The organism is Streptomyces mobaraensis (assembly GCF_020099395.1).
Classification (GTDB): Bacteria; Actinomycetota; Actinomycetes; order Streptomycetales; family Streptomycetaceae; genus Streptomyces.
Map to the genome: position 1 here is coordinate 2,368,460 of NZ_CP083590.1, position 16,685 is coordinate 2,385,144.

15 protein-coding genes are annotated in these 16,685 nt (G+C 73.0%); 7 read left to right on the forward strand and 8 right to left on the reverse strand.

The features are described 5' to 3' along the window. Positions 1 to 134: 134 nt before the first annotated feature. The 6 genes from K7I03_RS09925 to K7I03_RS09950 all read right to left on the reverse strand — a co-directional run bounded on the left by K7I03_RS09925 (position 135) and on the right by K7I03_RS09950 (position 5,068). Positions 135 to 1,280 carry a serine hydrolase domain-containing protein gene (locus tag K7I03_RS09925; RefSeq protein WP_185941117.1) on the reverse strand — a complete coding sequence of 382 codons (1,146 nt, stop codon included), beginning with the start codon at positions 1,278 to 1,280 and terminating at the stop codon, positions 135 to 137. 110 nt (positions 1,281 to 1,390) lie between these two features. Beyond that, positions 1,391 to 3,091 carry an acyl-CoA mutase large subunit family protein gene (locus K7I03_RS09930; RefSeq protein ID WP_185941116.1) on the reverse strand — a complete coding sequence of 567 codons (1,701 nt, stop codon included), beginning with the start codon at positions 3,089 to 3,091 and terminating at the stop codon, positions 1,391 to 1,393. A gap of 227 nt (positions 3,092 to 3,318) precedes the next feature. Further along, positions 3,319 to 3,660 carry a DUF3817 domain-containing protein gene (locus K7I03_RS09935; RefSeq protein ID WP_185941115.1) on the reverse strand — a complete coding sequence of 114 codons (342 nt, stop codon included), beginning with the start codon at positions 3,658 to 3,660 and terminating at the stop codon, positions 3,319 to 3,321. Positions 3,661 to 3,779: 119 nt separating this feature from the next. Then, on the reverse strand, positions 3,780 to 4,304 hold the full coding sequence (locus K7I03_RS09940) for a MarR family winged helix-turn-helix transcriptional regulator (protein ID WP_185941114.1): 525 nt from the start codon (positions 4,302 to 4,304) through the stop codon (positions 3,780 to 3,782). Between the two features lie 129 nt (positions 4,305 to 4,433). Continuing rightward, positions 4,434 to 4,727, reverse strand: coding sequence for an MTH1187 family thiamine-binding protein (locus K7I03_RS09945; RefSeq protein WP_185941113.1), 294 nt, complete (start codon positions 4,725 to 4,727; stop codon positions 4,434 to 4,436). Then, positions 4,724 to 5,068 carry a DUF3817 domain-containing protein gene (locus tag K7I03_RS09950; protein WP_185941112.1) on the reverse strand — a complete coding sequence of 115 codons (345 nt, stop codon included), beginning with the start codon at positions 5,066 to 5,068 and terminating at the stop codon, positions 4,724 to 4,726. The genes K7I03_RS09945 and K7I03_RS09950 overlap by 4 nt, the downstream gene beginning before the upstream one ends. A 220-nt stretch (positions 5,069 to 5,288) precedes the next feature. On the opposite strand from K7I03_RS09950, the gene K7I03_RS09955 reads away from it, so the two are divergent. The 4 genes from K7I03_RS09955 to K7I03_RS09970 all read left to right on the forward strand — a co-directional run bounded on the left by K7I03_RS09955 (position 5,289) and on the right by K7I03_RS09970 (position 7,927). Beyond that, positions 5,289 to 5,927, forward strand: a complete 639-nt coding sequence (locus tag K7I03_RS09955; protein ID WP_185941111.1) for an AIM24 family protein — start codon at positions 5,289 to 5,291, stop codon at positions 5,925 to 5,927. Further along, positions 5,927 to 6,577 (forward strand): AIM24 family protein, encoded by a 651-nt coding sequence (locus K7I03_RS09960; RefSeq protein WP_185941110.1) that lies wholly within the window; start codon positions 5,927 to 5,929, stop codon positions 6,575 to 6,577. Before K7I03_RS09955 ends, K7I03_RS09960 begins: the two co-directional genes overlap by 1 nt. After that, positions 6,574 to 7,350 carry an AIM24 family protein gene (locus K7I03_RS09965; RefSeq protein ID WP_185941109.1) on the forward strand — a complete coding sequence of 259 codons (777 nt, stop codon included), beginning with the start codon at positions 6,574 to 6,576 and terminating at the stop codon, positions 7,348 to 7,350. Before K7I03_RS09960 ends, K7I03_RS09965 begins: the two co-directional genes overlap by 4 nt. Before the next feature lie 100 nt (positions 7,351 to 7,450). Further along, complete coding sequence (locus K7I03_RS09970) at positions 7,451 to 7,927, forward strand: MarR family winged helix-turn-helix transcriptional regulator (RefSeq protein ID WP_185941108.1); 477 nt, start codon at positions 7,451 to 7,453, stop codon at positions 7,925 to 7,927. A 126-nt stretch (positions 7,928 to 8,053) separates the two neighbouring features. On the opposite strand, the gene meaB is transcribed toward K7I03_RS09970, so the two are convergent. Then, positions 8,054 to 9,013, reverse strand: a complete 960-nt coding sequence (gene meaB / locus K7I03_RS09975) for a methylmalonyl Co-A mutase-associated GTPase MeaB (RefSeq protein ID WP_185941107.1) — start codon at positions 9,011 to 9,013, stop codon at positions 8,054 to 8,056. A 62-nt stretch (positions 9,014 to 9,075) separates the two neighbouring features. Beyond that, positions 9,076 to 10,251: an acetyl-CoA C-acetyltransferase gene (locus K7I03_RS09980; RefSeq protein WP_004950827.1), complete on the reverse strand. Its 1,176-nt coding sequence runs from the start codon at positions 10,249 to 10,251 to the stop codon at positions 9,076 to 9,078. Between the two features lie 173 nt (positions 10,252 to 10,424). On the opposite strand from K7I03_RS09980, the gene mce reads away from it, so the two are divergent. The 3 genes from mce (at position 10,425) to K7I03_RS09995 (ending at position 16,571) form a co-directional block, all read left to right on the forward strand. Next, on the forward strand, positions 10,425 to 10,865 hold the full coding sequence (gene mce / locus K7I03_RS09985; protein ID WP_152262407.1) for a methylmalonyl-CoA epimerase: 441 nt from the start codon (positions 10,425 to 10,427) through the stop codon (positions 10,863 to 10,865). A 170-nt stretch (positions 10,866 to 11,035) separates the two neighbouring features. Next, complete coding sequence (scy, locus tag K7I03_RS09990) at positions 11,036 to 15,508, forward strand: polarized growth protein Scy (RefSeq protein WP_185941323.1); 4,473 nt, start codon at positions 11,036 to 11,038, stop codon at positions 15,506 to 15,508. 124 nt (positions 15,509 to 15,632) lie between these two features. Then, entirely contained in the window at positions 15,633 to 16,571 is a 939-nt protein-coding gene (locus K7I03_RS09995; RefSeq protein WP_004952125.1) for a coiled-coil domain-containing protein, read from the forward strand. Positions 16,572 to 16,685 lie beyond the last annotated feature (114 nt).

The following is a 16,685-nucleotide window of genomic DNA, read 5'->3' on the forward strand; positions in this document are numbered from 1 at the left end:
TTCACCGTTTCTGGCGGGGGCCAGCCCCCGCGCCCCCGAAGCGCCCTGCGGGCGCTGTCCTCAATCGCCGGACGGGCTGATACAGCCCGTCCGGCGATTGAGGACGAGCGGCGAAGGGGCGGGGCCGGGGCAACTCACCCCTCCAAACACGCCCGCACCGCCGCCACCAACCGCCCCGCCCGCTCGTCCCCCTCGCCGATCATCCGGTTGGCGACATACGCGAAGCCGACCCCGAACTCGTCGTCGCCGAAGCCCAGATGGCCGCCCGCGCCGTCGTGGCCGAAGCTGCGGGGGCCGAGCATGGGGACGACGGGGGGTGAGTCGAGGTGGAAGCCGACGCCCCAGCGGACGCCGAGGTCGGGGAAGCCGGACCAGGAGGCGCCGGAGGTCTGCGGGCGTACGGCGGCGGTCACCGTGTCCTCGGTGAGCAGCCGGGGGCCGCCGTCGACGCCGGTGACGGCCGCCGCGTACATCGCGGCGAGGCCGCGGGCGGTGGAGACGGCTCCGGTGGCGGGGATCTCGGCGGTCAGGAAGTCCTTGGCGTTCCAGCCGCGCGGGTGGTCGAGGCCCGGGAAAACGAAGGCGCCGTTCATGGTGAGGATGCGCGTGAAGAGGTGGTCGGGGTCCGGGAGGGCCGGCGGCTCGCCGTCGTACGCGAGGCGGGCGAGGCCCTCGTACTCGTCCTCGGGGACGCCGATCCAGGTGCGCAGGCCCAGGTCGTCGGCGACGGCGGAGCGGAAGTACGCGCCGGGGGTGAGGCCGGTGATCCGCCGGATCAGTTCGCCGGCCAGCCAGCCGATGGTGTGGCCGTGGTACTCGTGCGCGGTGCCCGGCTCCCAGAGGGGCTGCTGTTCCTCCAGGGCGCGGACGACCGGGGTCCAGGCGGTGATCTCGGCGAAGGACGGGCTGGCGTCGAGGACGGGGAGGCCGGCCCGGTGGGCGAGGATCATGCGGGTGGTGACGCCCTCTTTGCCGTTCCGGGCGAACTCGGGCCAGTGGTCGGCGACGGGGGCGTCGAGGTCCAGCAGGCCCTGCTGGACGAGGAGGTGGACGCAGAGGACGAGGACGCCCTTGGCGGCGGACATCACCGGAACGGCCGTGTCCGCTTCCCAGGGGCGGCCGGTGCGCTCGTCGGCGGTGCCGCCCCAGAGGTCCACGACCTTGCGGCCGCCGTGGAAGACGGTGACGGCCGCGCCGAGTTCGGCGGTCTCCGCGAAGTTCCGCTCGAAGGCGTCCGCGACGGCCTCGAAGCCCTCGTCCACGTGTCCGTCGTACCGCATTCCGGTTCCCCCGCGTCTCGTCCGCGCCATGATCGGCGCCCGGTCACCCTAACCGGAGGGGACCGGGCGCCTCGACCGAATATCGGGGGTATGAGCAGGTCAGAGGCGGGTCAGAAGCCCGCCGGCTCCGTGTACGTCCCCCACTCGTCCCGCAGCGCGTCGCAGATCTCGCCGAGCGTGGCCTCCGCGCGGACCGCCTCCAGCATGGGCTCGATCATGTTGGAGCCGTCGCGGGCCGCGGCCAGCATGGCGTTCAGGGCGGCGGTGACGGCGGCGTCGTCGCGGGCCGCCTTGCGGCCGGCCAGGACGCGGACCTGCTCGCGCTCCACCTCGTGGCTGACGCGCAGGATCTCCAGGTCGCCGGTGACCGAGCCCTCGTGGCAGTTGACGCCGACGACCCGCTTGTCGCCCTTCTCCAGCGACTGCTGGTAGCGGAAGGCGCTCTCGGCGATCTCGCCGGTGAACCAGCCGTCCTCGATGCCGCGCAGGATGCCGGAGGTGATCGGGCCGATGGGGTGCTTCCCGTCGGGGTGGGCGCGCAGGCCGCGCTCCTTGATCCGATCGAAGATCTTCTCGGCGTCGGCCTCGATCCGGTCGGTGAGCTGCTCGACGAACCACGAACCGCCCAGCGGGTCCGCGACGTTGGCGACGCCCGTCTCCTCCATCAGCACCTGCTGCGTGCGCAGGGCGATCTCGGCGGCCTGCTCGCTGGGGAGCGCCAGGGTCTCGTCGAGGGCGTTGGTGTGCAGGGAGTTGGTGCCGCCGAGGACCGCCGCCAGGGCCTCCACCGCCGTGCGGACGACGTTGTTGTACGGCTGCTGGGCGGTGAGCGAGACGCCGGCGGTCTGGGTGTGGAACCGCAGCCACTGCGCCTTGTCCGTCTTCGCGCCGTAGACCTCCTTCATCCAGCGGGCCCAGATCCGGCGCGCCGCGCGGAACTTGGCGATCTCCTCGAAGAAGTCGAGGTGCGCGTCGAAGAAGAAGGAGAGGCCGGGTGCGAAGGTGTCCACGTCCAGGCCGCGGCTAAGGCCCAGTTCGACGTAGCCGAAGCCGTCGGCGAGGGTGTACGCGAGCTCCTGGGCGGCCGTGGCCCCCGCCTCGCGGATGTGGTAGCCGGAGACGGAGAGCGGCTTGTAGGCGGGGATGGCGCGGGTGCAGTGCTCCATCAGGTCGCCGATCAGGCGCAGGTGCGGCTCGGGGCCGAACAGCCACTCCTTCTGGGCGATGTACTCCTTGAAGATGTCGGTCTGGAGCGTGCCGTTGAGGACGGCCGGGTCCACGCCCTGGCGTTCGGCGGCGACGAGGTACATGCAGAAGACCGGCACGGCCGGGCCGCTGATCGTCATGGAGGTGGTGACGTCGCCGAGCGGGATGTCCTTGAACAGGACCTCCATGTCGGCGGCCGAGTCGATGGCGACGCCGCAGTGGCCGACCTCGCCGAGCGAGCGGGGGTCGTCGGAGTCGCGGCCCATCAGGGTCGGCATGTCGAACGCGACCGAGAGGCCACCGCCGCCCGCGGCCAGGATCATCTTGTAGCGCTCGTTGGTCTGCTCGGCGTTGCCGAAGCCGGCGAACTGCCGGATGGTCCAGGTGCGGCCCCGGTAGCCGGTCGGGTGGAGGCCGCGGGTGAAGGGGTACTCGCCGGGCCAGCCGATGCGCTCGAAGCCCTCGTAGGTGTCGCCGGGGCGGGGGCCGTAGACCGGCTCCACCGGGTCGCCGGACAGGGTGGTGAAGTCGGCGTCCCGCTTGCGCGCCGCGTCGTAACGGGCCTGCCAGCGACCGCGTCCCGCTTCGATGGATGCTGCGTCCATGGTGGTGCCGTCCGCCTCTCCGCGCCCCCGCGCGGTGCCGCGCGGGCCTCGACCGCCGGGCGGCCCCCGTCGTCGCGGGCCGTCCGGGGACGCCGAACTTCTAGAAGCCACTGAAAACTACTAGGACGTCCTAGTAAATCGTCGCGCAAGAAGGCCCCGGACACAAGGGGCGTCCGGGGCCGTTCGTCCTCGGGGCGCCACCCCGCCGGGCGGGGCGGGCGGCGGGGTCAGGCGACGGGCGACGCGGCGGGCGCGGCCTCGGCGAAGAGGGGCTCCAGCTCGCGGGTGACCTTGCGCTCGACGAAGAACGCGGCCGTCGGGATGGTGCCCGCCAGCAGGATCCAGGCCAGCCGGCCGAAGGGCCACTTGGCCTTGGAGCCCATGTCGAAGGCGAAGACGAGGTAGACGACGTAGAGCCAGCCGTGGGCGATGGCGACGACCCGGAGGGGGCCGGCCACCCCGTCCATGTCCAGTCCGTACTTGGCGATCACGCCGATCGTCAGCAGGACCAGCAGCACGCCGGTGATGTAGGCCAGGGCACGGTAGCGGGTCAGGACGGAGCGCTTCATGGGGAGAGCGTAACGGCACCTTCCGGGGCGATCTTCGCCGCCCCTGGCGTGTGCGAAGGGTGCCTGGTGGGACGGGTGGTGGCGTGTCGCGCGGCGCCGCGGAGAGCGCCGCCGCGGCATCAGCCGGCCGCCGACTCGTCCTCCGTGAAGTCCGACGCCGCCACCCGCAGCGGCCGCAGGATCCGGAAGATCTCCGCGCACTCCTCCGCGCCGTACACGCCCAGCCCGAAGTCCATCGCCATCAGGTCCCGCGTCGCCGCCTCGACGACCTCGCGCCCCTTGTCGGTGATCGACGCGAGCGTGCCACGCCCGTCCCTCGGGTTGGGACGCTTGTCCACGAAACCGGCCGTGACCAGGCGGTCCACCGTGTTGGTCACCGATGTGGGGTGCACCATCAACCGCTCCCCGATCTTGGACATCGGGAGCTCTCCGGCCTTGGAGAAGGTGAGCAGCACCAGCGCCTCATAGCGCGCGAACGTCAGCCCGTACGGCTTGACGACGGCGTCGACCTGGCCGAGCAGGATCTGGTGCGCCCGCATGATCGACGTGATCGCGGCCATGGACGGCACCGCACCCCAGCGCCGCTCCCACAGTTCGTCGGCGCGGGCGATGGGGTCGAAGGGGAGGCTGAGCGGCTTGGACACGGCATGAGCCTATCGCCCGGCCTTATGGCGAGCGCCGGCGTTCCGCACTTCGGACGGCCCCCTCAGGGGTGGGACGCGGGCGGCGGCCTCCCCGGTTGTACGGAACGAGGCCGCGCCGCGCCGCCGCCGTCAGGACGCCAGGTGGCGCTCCACCGTCTCGACCTTGCTGGTGAGGCCGTCGGTGACGCCCTGCCGGATGTCCGCCTTCAGGACGAGGGAGACCCGGCCGCAGCGGGCCTCGACGGCCTGGACGGCGCGCTTGACGACGTCCATGACCTCGTCCCACTCGCCTTCCAGGGAGGTGAACATGGCGTCGGTACGGTTCGGCAGACCGGAGGAGCGGACGACGCGCACCGCTTCCGCGACGTACGCGCCGACGTCCTCACCGGCACCGATGGGGGTGACGGAAAACGCGACGATCACGCGCCGACCACGCCTTCCTTGCGGGCCCGGGCGGCCATGACGCTCGCCTCGGCCTCGCGGCGGAGCTTGCGGTCGGCGAAGAAGCCGCCGAGCGGGAGGACGGAGAGGACGAAGTAGAGGACGGCGGTCTTCGTCTCCCACTTGGCCCGTTTCCAGGCGTCGACCCAGAAGATCACGTAGGTGATGAAGAGGAAGCCGTGCACCATGCCCATGGCCGGGACGGCGTTGAAGTCGGTGGTCCGCTTGAGGATCGAGCACGTGATCAGCAGCAGGAACGACGTGGCCTCGGGCGCGGAGATCAGCCGGAGCCGGCGCAGAGCGGAGGCGGTCTTGAGGTCCACGGGTGAGCACCCTTTCCGTCGGGAGTGGCGGGACGGTCACGCACTGCAGCGATCTTGTGAGTGCGTTCACAAGTTCTGACCATTGTTGCAGTTACCGCCGACACCCCAGGCTCCGGGTGGTGTTCGAGCCCATACCAGGGGTCTTATCAGGGACGATTCCGGGGTCTCTCCGGGACCGGGGGCCTGTCGGAGCGGCGCCGCCGCCCGCTAGCGTCGAGGCGTGGCACAGTTTCGGCTCCAAGGGAGCAAAGTCCTCGCCGTCGACATGGCGGGCGACGCGGTCAAGGCCAAGAACGGGGCCATGGTCGCGTACGAGGGCGACATGACATTCAAGAAGATGACCGGTGGCGGTGACGGCCTGCGCGGCATGGTCACCCGCCGGCTCACGGGGGAACAGATGACGGTCATGGAGGTGAAGGGGCACGGCACCTGCTACTTCGCCGACCGCGCGAGCGAGATCAACCTGGTGAACCTCCAGGGCGAGACGCTGTACGTGGAGGCGAGCAATCTCCTCTGCACCGACTCGGCGCTGCGCACCGGCACGTCGTTCACCGGCCTGCGCGGGGCGTCCCAGGGCAACGGCCTGTTCACGACGACCGTGGAGGGCACCGGCCAGGCGGCGATCCTCTCGGACGGCACGGCGATCGTGCTGCGGGTGACGCCGCAGACGCCGCTGTCGGTCGACCCGGGGGCGTACATCGCGCACACCGGCGGGCTGCGGCAGCACTTCCAGTCCGGCGTCAACTTCCGGACGTTCCTGGGCGAGGGATCCGGCGAGGCGTTCCAGATCCGTTTCGAGGGCGACGGGCTGGTGTACGTGCAGCCGAGCGAGCGCACCACGTTCGGGGGTGACGTCTGATGCCGTTCCGTTCACTGAACTCGCGGATGGTCGAGGCCCAGGTGATCCCGGGGCAGCGGCTGTTCAGCCAGCGCGGGGCGATGCTCGCGTACAAGGGGGACGTCTCCTTCACCCCCAGCATCACGGGCGGCCAGGGCGGCGTCATGGGGATGATCGGCCGCCGGATCGCCAACGAGGCCACGCCGCTGATGACGGTGGAGGGCAGCGGCACGGTGATGTTCGGGCACGGCGGGCACCACGTCCATGTGATCGAACTGACCGGTGACACCCTCTATGTGGAGGCGGACCGGCTGCTGGCGTTCGACGGTTCGCTCCAGCAGGGCACGATGTTCATGGGGTCGCAGGGCGGCGTGATGGGCATGGTGCGCGGCCAGGTGACGGGCCAGGGCCTCTTCACCACGACCCTCAAGGGCCATGGCGCGGTGGCGGTGATGGCGCACGGCGGCTTCATCGAGCTGCCGATCCAGCCGCAGCGGCCGGTGCACGTCGACCCCCAGGCGTATGTGGCGCACCGCGGCGACGTGCGCAACAAGCTGTCGACGGCGATCGGCTGGCGGGAGATGATCGGCCGTGGCTCGGGCGAGGCGTTCCAGCTCGAACTGTCGGGCAACGGCACGGTGTTCGTGCAGGCGTCGGAGGAGAAGCTGTGAACGGCCCGGTCATCCATGACGCGCACTCGCTGCCGGTCAACGACAACGTCAACCCCTACGCGTTCAGCGTGGATCTCGACGGCCAGTGGTTCCTGCAGAAGGGGAAGATGATCGCCTACTTCGGGCAGATCAGCTTCCACGGCATCGGCCACGGCCCGCTGGACCGGCTGATCCGGAGCAGTTTCCACTCGCCGCTGCACGCCGCGGACTGGGTGGTGGCCGAGGGGCGGGGCAGGATGCTGCTCGCGGACCGGTCGTTCGACGTCAACTCGTACGACCTGGAGGAGGGCAACCTGACCGTGCGGTCGGGGAATCTGCTCGCCTACCAGCCGACCCTGGCCCTCAAGCAGTCGATCATCCCGGGGTTCGTGACGCTCATCGGCACGGGGAAGTTCGTGGCCGCGTCCAACGGGCCCGTGGTCTTCGTGGAGCCGCCGATCCGGGTGGATCCACAGGCGCTGGTCGGCTGGGCGGACTGCCCCGCGCCGTGCCACCACTACGACCACGGGTACATGCGCGGAGTGCTGGGCGGGGTGCGGATGTTCACCGGGCTCGGCGGGACGTCCGGCGAGGAGCACCAGTTCGAGTTCGTCGGCGCCGGGACCGTACTGCTCCAGTCCAGCGAGCAGTTGATGGCCGAACAGCCCACGGGGGCGCCGCCGGACGAGGCGGGCGTGCCCTCGGGCGGGACGCCCTCGACGCATGGGAATCAGCCATCCGTTCCCCGGCTGCCCGGCCAGTTGGGAGACCTCCAGCGCCGCTTCGGGCTGTGAGCGGTACCCTGCGGAGTGTGACGTCGAACGCCTGACCTCCCGTTCCGGCCCCCACATTCCAATTGGTTCGCTTTTCAACTTTCTTAGGTAGAATCTCACCATGGACACCGAGAACGGCACACGTTGGCTCAGCGATGAGGAACAGCGCACCTGGCGTGCCCACCTGGACGTCAGCCGACTGCTGATGCATCAGCTCGAACGGGACCTCCAGCCGTTCGGACTGACCAACAACGACTACGAGATCCTGGTCAACCTCTCCGAGTCGAAGGACCACCGGATGCGGATGAGCGATCTCGCCGCCGCGACCCTCCAGTCGAAGAGCCGCCTCTCGCACCAGATCACGCGCATGGAGAACGCGGGTCTCGTCCGCCGGGAGAACTGCGAGTCCGACCGGCGGGGGCTGTTCGCCGTCCTCACCGACCAGGGCTGGGAAACCATGCGGAAGGTGGCCCCGCACCATGTGGCGTCCGTCCGGCAGCACTTCATCGATCTGCTGTCGCCGGACGAGCTCAAGGCGCTGAGCTCCTCGCTGGCGCCGGTGGCGGAGCACCTGCGCGCCGCGCGGGGCAAAGGCTGACCCTCGGGACGCCGTGGTCCGGCCGTGCGCTCCCCGAGCCGGGGAGCGCACGGCCGGGCTCCACGCCTCCGCGCCGGAGCGCACGACCGGACCGCACGCCCCCGCGTCACAGCGCACGCCAGGGCCTCACGCCCCCGCCGTCAGCCCCGCCACCAGCTCGTCCGCCGCCGTGTACGGGTCCAGCGACCCGTCCAGCACCCGCGCCGCCAGGACGCCCACGTCCCGGCCGCCGCGCAGGTCGCCGATGCGCGAGCGCAGCGCGGTGACCGCGATGCGCTCGATCTCGTGCGCCACCCGGGCCGCACGGCGCTCCGCGAGGACGCCGTTCTCCTCCATCCAGGCCCGGTGCTTCTCCAGCGCCTCGACCACCTCGTCGGTGCCCTCGCCGCGGGCCGCCACGGTCTTCACGATCGGCGGCCGCCAGTCGCCAGGCTTGCGGGCCTCGCCCAGCCCCAGCATGTGGTTGAGCTCCCGGGCCGTCGCGTCCGCGCCGTCCCGGTCCGCCTTGTTGACCACGTAGACGTCGCCGATCTCCAGGATCCCGGCCTTCGCCGCCTGGATCCCGTCGCCCATGCCCGGGGCCAGCAGCACCACCGTCGTGTCGGCCTCGGAGGCGATGTCCACCTCGGACTGGCCCACGCCCACGGTCTCCACCAGCACCACGTCGCAGCCGGCCGCGTCCAGGACGCGGATCGCCTGCGGCGCGGCCCAGGAGAGGCCGCCCAGGTGCCCGCGGGTGGCCATCGACCTGATGTACACCCCCGGGTCGGAGGCGTGCTCCGACATCCGCACCCGGTCGCCCAGCAGGGCGCCCCCGGAGAACGGCGAGGACGGGTCGACGGCCAGCACCCCCACCCGCTTGCCCCGCCGCCGGTAGGCGGAGACCAGGGCCGAGGTGGAGGTGGACTTGCCGACCCCGGGCGAGCCGGTGAGCCCGACGACGTAGGCCCCGCCGGCGAGCGGCGCCAGCGCCGCCATCACCTCGCGGAGCTGCGGGGACGCCCCCTCCACCAGCGAGATCAGCCGGGCGACGGCGCGCGGACCGCCGGCCCGGGCCTGCTCGACCAGCCTGGTCACGTCCGCCATCGCCGCTCCTTCCGCCGTCCGCCGGTGGGCCGGGCCGTCACTCGTCCTGGATGCGGGTGCCGTCACTTGCCCGGCACGCGGATGATCAGGGCGTCGCCCTGGCCGCCGCCGCCGCACAGCGCCGCGGCGCCGACCCCGCCGCCCCGCCGGCGCAGCTCCAGGGCGAGGTGGAGGACCGTCCGGGCGCCGGACATGCCGATGGGGTGGCCCAGCGCGATGGCACCGCCGTTGACGTTCACCTTTTCCGGCGATACCCCCAGATCCTTGATTGACTGCACAAGAACCGCCGCGAAAGCCTCATTGATCTCGATCAGGTCCAGATCGTCGACCGTCAGCCCCTCCTTGGACAGGGCGTGCAGGATCGCGTTGGACGGCTGCGAGTGCAGCGAGTTGTCGGGACCGGCCACATTGCCGTGGGCGCCGATCTCGGCGATCCACTCCAGGCCCAGCTCCTCGGCCTTGGCCTTGCTCATCACGACCACGGCCGCGGCGCCGTCGGAGATCTGCGAGGAGGTGCCGGCGGTGATGGTGCCGTCCTTGCTGAACGAGGGCTTGAGCTTGCCGAGCACCTCGACGGTGGTGTCGCCGCGGACGCCCTCGTCCTTGCTGAAGACCACCGGCTCGCCCTTGCGCTGCGGCACCGCGACCGGGGTGATCTCGGCGTCGAACAGGCCGTTCTTCTGGGCGGCGGCGGCCCGCTGGTGGGAGCGGGCGCCGATCTCGTCCTGCGCGGCGCGGCCGATGCCCAGCCGGGTGTTGTGCTTCTCGGTCGACTCGCCCATGGCGATGGCCTCGAACGGGTCGGTGAGCCCGTCGTGCGCCATGGAGTCGAGCATCTCGATCGCGCCGTACTTGTAGCCCTCGCGCGACTTGGGCAGCAGGTGCGGGGCGTTGGTCATCGACTCCTGGCCGCCCGCGACCACGATCTCGAACTCGCCCGCGCGGATGAGCTGGTCGGCCAGCGCGATGGCGTCGAGGCCGGACAGGCACACCTTGTTGACGGTCAGTGCCGGGACGTTCATGGGGATGCCGCCGTGCACGGCGGCCTGGCGGGCGGGGATCTGCCCGGCGCCGGCCTGCAGCACCTGACCCATGATCACGTACTGCACCTGGTCACCGCCGATGCCGGCCCGGTCGAGCGCGGCCTTGATGGCGAAACCGCCCAGTTCGGCCGCGGAGAAGGAGCGCAGGGAGCCGAGGAGGCGGCCCATGGGCGTCCGGGCCCCGGCGACGATCACTGAGGTGGGGGCGGTCGAACCGTTCGTACCAGACATGGACGGTGCTCCTTCGGCGGAGGCGGTTAACGGTGGTTCTCGTCAATGTACTGAGCGGTACACCGGTCGGTCATCGGGCGGCGGGTGTGATCGCGCGCACGTTGCGTAACCGCTCCGCGCGGCGGTGCACTGGACCCATGCTGACGCGCATCGACCACATCGGGATCGCCTGCTCCGACCTCGACGCCACCGTCGAGTTCTACCGTGCCACGTACGGCTTCGAGGTGTTCCACACGGAGGTCAACGAGGAACAGGGTGTACGCGAGGCCATGCTGAAGATCAATGAGACGTCGGACGGCGGCGCCTCCTACCTCCAGCTCCTCCAGCCGATCCGGGAGGACTCCCCGGTCGGCAAGTGGCTGGCGAAGAACGGCGAGGGCGTGCACCACATCGCGTTCGGCACGGCCGACGTCGACGCCGACGCGGCGGCCGTGCGGGACAAGGGCGTCCGCGTCCTCTACGACACCCCGCGCACCGGTTCCATGGGCTCCCGCATCACCTTCCTGCACCCCAAGGACTGCCACGGCGTGCTGACGGAACTGGTCACCTCGGCGCCCCGCCCGGCCGAGGAGCACTGACCCACACCTGCCCCGGCCGGTAGAGTGCAGGTTCGGCCGGGGTACGGGTGGGGCCCGGCCCAGGCTGTGCCGATGATCTGACACCATTTCTTCGGAAGGGCGGGCTCCGGGTTCCACCACCACGCACGGGGCCGGCCACCGACGCGACCAGGGGACGGATGGACCGCGCAGTGCGGGGCTACGAGCGCCAGGACAGCCAGCGGGCTGAAACCGACCACCTCTCGCAATTCGAGGCCGAGATGGAGCGGCTGAAGAAGGAGCGGGAGAAGGCGGTCCAGCACGCCGACGACCTCGGCTACCAGGTCGAGGTGTTGCGCGCCAAGCTGCACGAGGCGCGGCGCACCCTCGCGCACCGTCCCGCCTATGACGCGGCCGGACTCGACTACCAGGCCGAACAACTGCTGCGCAACGCGCAGATCCAGGCCGACCAGCTGCGCGCGGACGCCGAGCGCGAGCTGCGCGAGGCGCGCGCCCAGACGCAGCGGCTGCTCCAGGAGCAGGCCGAGCGGCAGGCCCGTATGGAGGCCGAGCTGCACGCCGAGGCGGTGGCCCGCCGGCAGCGGCTGGACGAGGAGCTCAACGAGCGCCGGTCGACCGTCGAGTCGCACGTCAACGAGAACGTCGCCTGGGCCGAGCAGCTGCGCGCCCGGACGGAGGCGCAGGCCCGCCGGCTGCTGGACGAGTCCCGGGCCGAGGCCGAGCAGGCGCTGAGCGCCGCCCGCGCCGAGGCCGCGCGCCTCACCGAGCAGGCCCGCACCCGGCTCGGCGCCGCCGCCGAGGAGGCGCGCGCCGAAGCCGAAGCGATCCTGCGCCGGGCGCGCACGGACGCGGAGCGGCTGCTGACCGCCGCCTCCCAGCAGGCGCAGGAGGCCACCGACCACGCCGAGCGGCTGCGGACCGAGGCCGGCGGCGAGGCCGAGCAGGCCAGGACGACCGCCGCCGAGCTCACCCGCGCCGCCGAGGCGCGGATGCGGGAGGCCGAGACGGCGCTGCGCGAGGCGCGGGCCGAGGCCGAGAAGGTCGTCGCCGAGGCCGCGCAGGCCGCGCAGGCGCGGCTGTCCGAGGCCGAGACCGACAACGAGCAGCGCACCCGGGCCGCCCGCGCCGAGATCACCCGGCTGGTCGGCGAGGCCACCAAGGAGGCCGAGGCGCTGCGGGCCGAGGCCCAGCAGCTGCGGGACGACGCGGCGGCGGAGGCCGAGCGGCTGCTGGCCGAGACGGCGGACAAGGCGCGCAGCGCCGCCGCCGAGGACTCGGCCGCCCAGCTGGCGAAGGCCGCGCGGACGGCCGAGGAGATGCTGTCCAAGGCGTCCGAGGACGCCCGGGCCGCCACGAAGGCGGCGGCGGCCGAGGCCGAGCGCATCCGCAAGGAGGCGGAGGCCGAGGCGGAGCGGCTGCGGGCGCAGGCCGAGGAGTCGGCGGAGCAGCTCAAGGGCGCCGCGAAGGACGACACCAAGGAGTACCGCGCCAAGACCGTCGAGCTCCAGGAGGAGGCGCGGCGGCTCCGCGGCGAGGCCGAGCAGCTGCGCGCGGACGCCGTCGCCGAGGCCGAGAAGGTCCGGGCCGAGGCGCGCCGCGAGGCGCTCCAGCAGATCGAGGAGGCGGCCAAGACCGCCGAGGAGCTGCTGGCCAAGGCGAAGTCCGACGCGGCGGAGACGCGGTCCGCGGCGACGGCCGAGGGCGAGCGGGTGCGGGCCGAGGCGGCCGAGCGCGCCGCCGGGCTGCGCAAGCAGGCCGAGGAGGCGCTGGAGCGCGCCCGGACCGAGGCCGAGGAAATGGCCGAGGAGGCCGAGGACCACGCCGAGCGCACCCGTACCGAGGCCGCCGAGGCGGCGGAGAGGCTGCGCGCGGAGGCCGAGAAGGCCGCCGAGGCGCTGCGTGAGGACGCCGCCGAGGAGCTGACCCGGCTGCGGACCGAGGCCGAGGAGCGGGTCGAGGCCGCCGAGGAGGCGCTGCGCGAGGCCCGTACGGAGGCCGAGCGGCTGCGCAAGGAGGCCGCGGAGGAGACCGAGCGGCAGCGGACCGAGGCGGCGGAGCGGGCCCGGGCGCTGCGCGCGCAGGCCGAGGAGGACGCCGAGCGGCAGCGGGCGGAGGCCGCCGAGGAGGCGGCCGCGGCCCGTGCCGAGGGCGAGGAGACGGCGTCGCGGCTGCGTGCCGAGGCGGCCGAGGAGGCGGAGCGGCTGCGGTCGGAGGCCCAGGAGGCCGCCGACCGGATCCGGACCGAGGCCAACGCGGCCGCGGAGCGGACGGCGGCGGAGGCCGCCGAGGAGCTGGCCGCCGCGCAGGAGGAGGCCGCGAGGCGCCGCCGCGAGGCGGAGGAGACCCTCGGCGACGCCCGGACGGAGGCGCAGGCCGAGCGCGAGGCGGCGCGCGAGCAGAGCGAGGAGCTGCTGGCCTCGGCGCGCACGCGGGTCGCTGAGGCGCAGGAGGAGGCCCGGCGCCTGGTCGAGGAGGCCGAGCAGCGGGCGGCGGAGCTGGTGGCCACGGCGGAGCAGACGGCCCAGCAGGTGCGGGAGTCCGTCGCGGGGCTGCACGAGCAGGCCGAGGAGGAGATCGCCGGGCTGCGGTCGGCCGCCGAGCACAGTGCCGAGCGGACGGTCACCGAGGCGCAGGAGGAGGCGGACCGGGTCCGCTCCGAGGCGTACGCCGAGCGCGAGAGCGCCCGGGAGGACGCGGTGCGGATCCGCGCCGAGGCCCAGTCGGCCTCGGAGGCGGCCCGCGAGCTGGCCGAGCGCACGGTCGAGGAGGCGATCGCCGAGGGCGACCGCGTCCGGGCGGAGGCCGCGCGGGTGCTGGAGGAGGCCCGCGAGACGGCGAACAAGCGCCGGTCGGACGCCGCCGAGCAGGCGGACGCGCTGATCGCGGAGGCGACGGGCGAGGCCGAGCGGCTGCGCGCGGACGCGGGCCGGGTGCTGGACGAGGCCGAGGAGGCCGCCGAGGCGGAGCGCGCCCAGGCCGCGTCCGACGCGGAGGCGCTGCGCGCCGAGGCCCAGCGGGTCATGGACGAGGCGCGGGACGCGGCCGACGCCCACCGTGTCGAGGCGGCGCAGCAGGCCGACGAGCTGGTCGCCAAGGCGACGGCGGAGGCCGAGCGGCTGGTCTCGGACGCGTCGGCGAAGGCGCAGCAGATGCGCACCGACGCGTCGGACGCGCTGGCGTCGGCCGAGCAGGACGCGGCGCGCGCCCGGGCCGAGGCCCGCGAGGACGCGAACAAGATGCGGGCGGACGGCCGTGCGGAGGCCGAACGCATCGTCAACGAGGCGGCGGAGCTGACCTCTTCCGCGCAGGAGGACGCCGACCGCATCCTCGACGAGGCGCGCGCGGCGGCCGACAAGCGCCGCGCGGAGGCCGCGCGGCAGGCCGACGAGCTGGTGGCCGAGGCGACGTCCGAGGCCGAGCGGATGGCCGCCGAGGCCGCGCGCACGGTCGAGGAGGCCCGCGAGGCGGCGGAGGCGCACCGCGCGGAGACCGCGGCGGAGGCCGAGCGCACGATGGCGGACGCCCGGGCGGAGGCCGAGCGGGTGCGGGCCGACGCGGCGGCGGCGCTGGAGCAGGCACGTCAGGAGGCCGCCGAGACGGCGGACGAGGCGCGGGAGGCCGCGGCGCACAAGCGCGCCGAGGCCGCGCGGCAGGCGGACGAGCTGGTCGCCGAGGCGACGGCCGAGGCCGAGCGGATGGCCGCCGAGGCACGGGCGGCCCTGGCCGCGGCCCAGGAGAACGCCAACAGCACGCGCGCCGACTCGGCGAAGCTCAAGGCCGACGCGGTGCTGGAGGCCGAGCGGCTGCGCGCGGAGGCGCGCGAGGAGGCCGAGCGGACGGTCGACGAGGCGCGGGACGCGGCGGCCCAGCGGCGTACCGAGGCCGCCGAGCAGGCGGACGCGCTGATCGCCAAGGCGCAGGAGGAGGCGGTGAAGACCGCCGCCGCGGCCGAGGAGCAGGCGGACACCATGGTGGGCGTCGCCCGCCGGGAGGCCGAGCGGATCGTCGCGGAGGCCACGGGCGAGGGCAACGCGCTGGTGGAGCGGGCCCGTACGGACGCGGACACGCTGCTGTCCGAGGCCCGCGGGGACGCGACCGCCATAAGGGAGCGCGCCGAGGAGCTGCGGACGCGGATCGAGGCCGAGGTCGAGGAGCTGCACGACCGGGCGCGGCGGGAGTCCGCCGAGGCCATGCAGTCGGCCGGCGAGCGCTGCGACAAGCTCGTCGCCGCCGCCACCGAGCAGTTGGCGGAGGCCGAGGCGAAGGCGAAGCAGCTGGTGTCCGACGCCGGCGGCGAGGCGAACAAGGTCCGCGTCGCCGCGGTGAAGAAGGCCGAGGCCCTGATCAAGGAGGCCGAGCAGAAGAAGAACGCCGCCGTGCGCGACGCGGAGCGGCTGCGTACCGAGGCCGTACGCGAGGCGGAGCGCCTGCGCACCGAGGCCGAGGAGGAGGCGCGGCGCCTGGTCGAGGGCGGCCGGACGGAGTTGGAGGCGCTGGTTCGGCGCCGCGAGGACATCAACGCGGAGATTTCCCGTGTCCAGGACGTGTTGGAGGCGTTGGAATCATTTGAGTCCCCCGGGGCAAGCGGCTCCAAGGAGGGCGGGGTGAAGGCGACGGCGGGAGCCGGCGCAACTCGTTCGGGTGGCAAGCAGAGTCAGAAGTAAGCCACTCATTCGAGGGGACAATTCCCCAATCCGCCAACCGAGTACGAGGATCTGCTCCATGCGACGCCGCTCACCGCCCTAGGATTCCCTTATCACCTCACCGGTCTCTTTCGACAGGAACCCCATGAGCGACACTTCCTCCCCCTTCGGCTTCGAGCTCGTGCGGCGTGGATACGACCGCGGCCAGGTGGACGACCGCATTACCAAGCTCGTCGCCGACCGTGACAGCGCACTGGCCCGGATCACCTCTCTGGAAAAGCGCATCGAGGAGCTGCACCTCGAAACGCAGAACGCTCAGGCCCAGATCAATGACGCGGAACCGTCGTACGCGGGGCTCGGGGCGCGGGTCGAGAAGATCCTCCGGCTGGCCGAGGAAGAGGCCAAGGACCTGCGCGAGGAGGCCCGTCGGGCGGCGGAGCAGCACCGGGAGCTGGCGGAGTCGGCGGCGCAGCAAGTCCGCAACGACGCCGAGGCGTTCGCCGCCGACCGCAAGGCGAAGGCGGAGGACGAGGGCGCCCGGATCGTCGAGAAGGCCAAGGGGGACGCGGCGACGCTGCGGGCCGAGGCGCAGAAGGACGCGCAGTCCAAGCGCGAGGAGGCGGACGCCCTCTTCGAGGAGACGCGCGCCAAGGCGGCCCAGGCGGCGGCCGATTTCGAGACCAACCTGGCCAAGCGCCGCGAGCAGTCCGAGCGCGACCTGGCCTCCCGGCAGGCGAAGGCGGAGAAGCGGCTCGCGGAGATCGAGCACCGCGCGGAGCAGCTGCGGCTGGAGGCCGAGAAGCTGCGGACGGACGCGGAGCGCCGGGCGCGCCAGACGGTGGAGACCGCGCAGCGCCAGGCCGAGGACATCGTGGCCGACGCCAACGCCAAGGCGGACCGGATCCGCAGCGAGTCCGAGCGCGAGCTGGCGGCGCTGACCAACCGCCGCGACAGCATCAACGCCCAGCTCACCAACGTCCGCGAGATGCTGGCCACGCTGACCGGCGCCGCGGTGGCCGCGGCGGGTGTGCCCGGTGACGACGAGCCGATCTCGCGCGGCGTCCCGGCCCAGCAGAGCCGCTGAACCGCGGCGGTTCACCGGCGGCGGGAGACGCCGCGGAGCCGCGAGGAGCCCGTGCGAGGACCCGCGCGAGGGCAGTACGGCGGGTTCACACGCCGGCGGCGGCGCGGACAGTAC

Excerpts from the sequence above, each read along its gene's own strand:
- meaB (WP_185941107.1), bottom strand. The coding sequence starts at position 9,013 with ATGGCGGACGTGACCAGGCTGGTCGAGCAGGCCCGGGCCGGCGGTCCG.
- K7I03_RS09925 (WP_185941117.1), bottom strand. The coding sequence starts at position 1,280 with ATGCGGTACGACGGACACGTGGACGAGGGCTTCGAGGCCGTCGCGGAC.
- K7I03_RS09960 (WP_185941110.1), top strand. The coding sequence starts at position 5,927 with ATGCCGTTCCGTTCACTGAACTCGCGGATGGTCGAGGCCCAGGTGATC.
- K7I03_RS09930 (WP_185941116.1), bottom strand. The coding sequence starts at position 3,091 with ATGGACGCAGCATCCATCGAAGCGGGACGCGGTCGCTGGCAGGCCCGT.
- K7I03_RS09935 (WP_185941115.1), bottom strand. The coding sequence starts at position 3,660 with ATGAAGCGCTCCGTCCTGACCCGCTACCGTGCCCTGGCCTACATCACC.
- mce (WP_152262407.1), top strand. The coding sequence starts at position 10,425 with ATGCTGACGCGCATCGACCACATCGGGATCGCCTGCTCCGACCTCGAC.
- K7I03_RS09995 (WP_004952125.1), top strand. The coding sequence starts at position 15,633 with ATGAGCGACACTTCCTCCCCCTTCGGCTTCGAGCTCGTGCGGCGTGGA.
- K7I03_RS09970 (WP_185941108.1), top strand. The coding sequence starts at position 7,451 with ATGGACACCGAGAACGGCACACGTTGGCTCAGCGATGAGGAACAGCGC.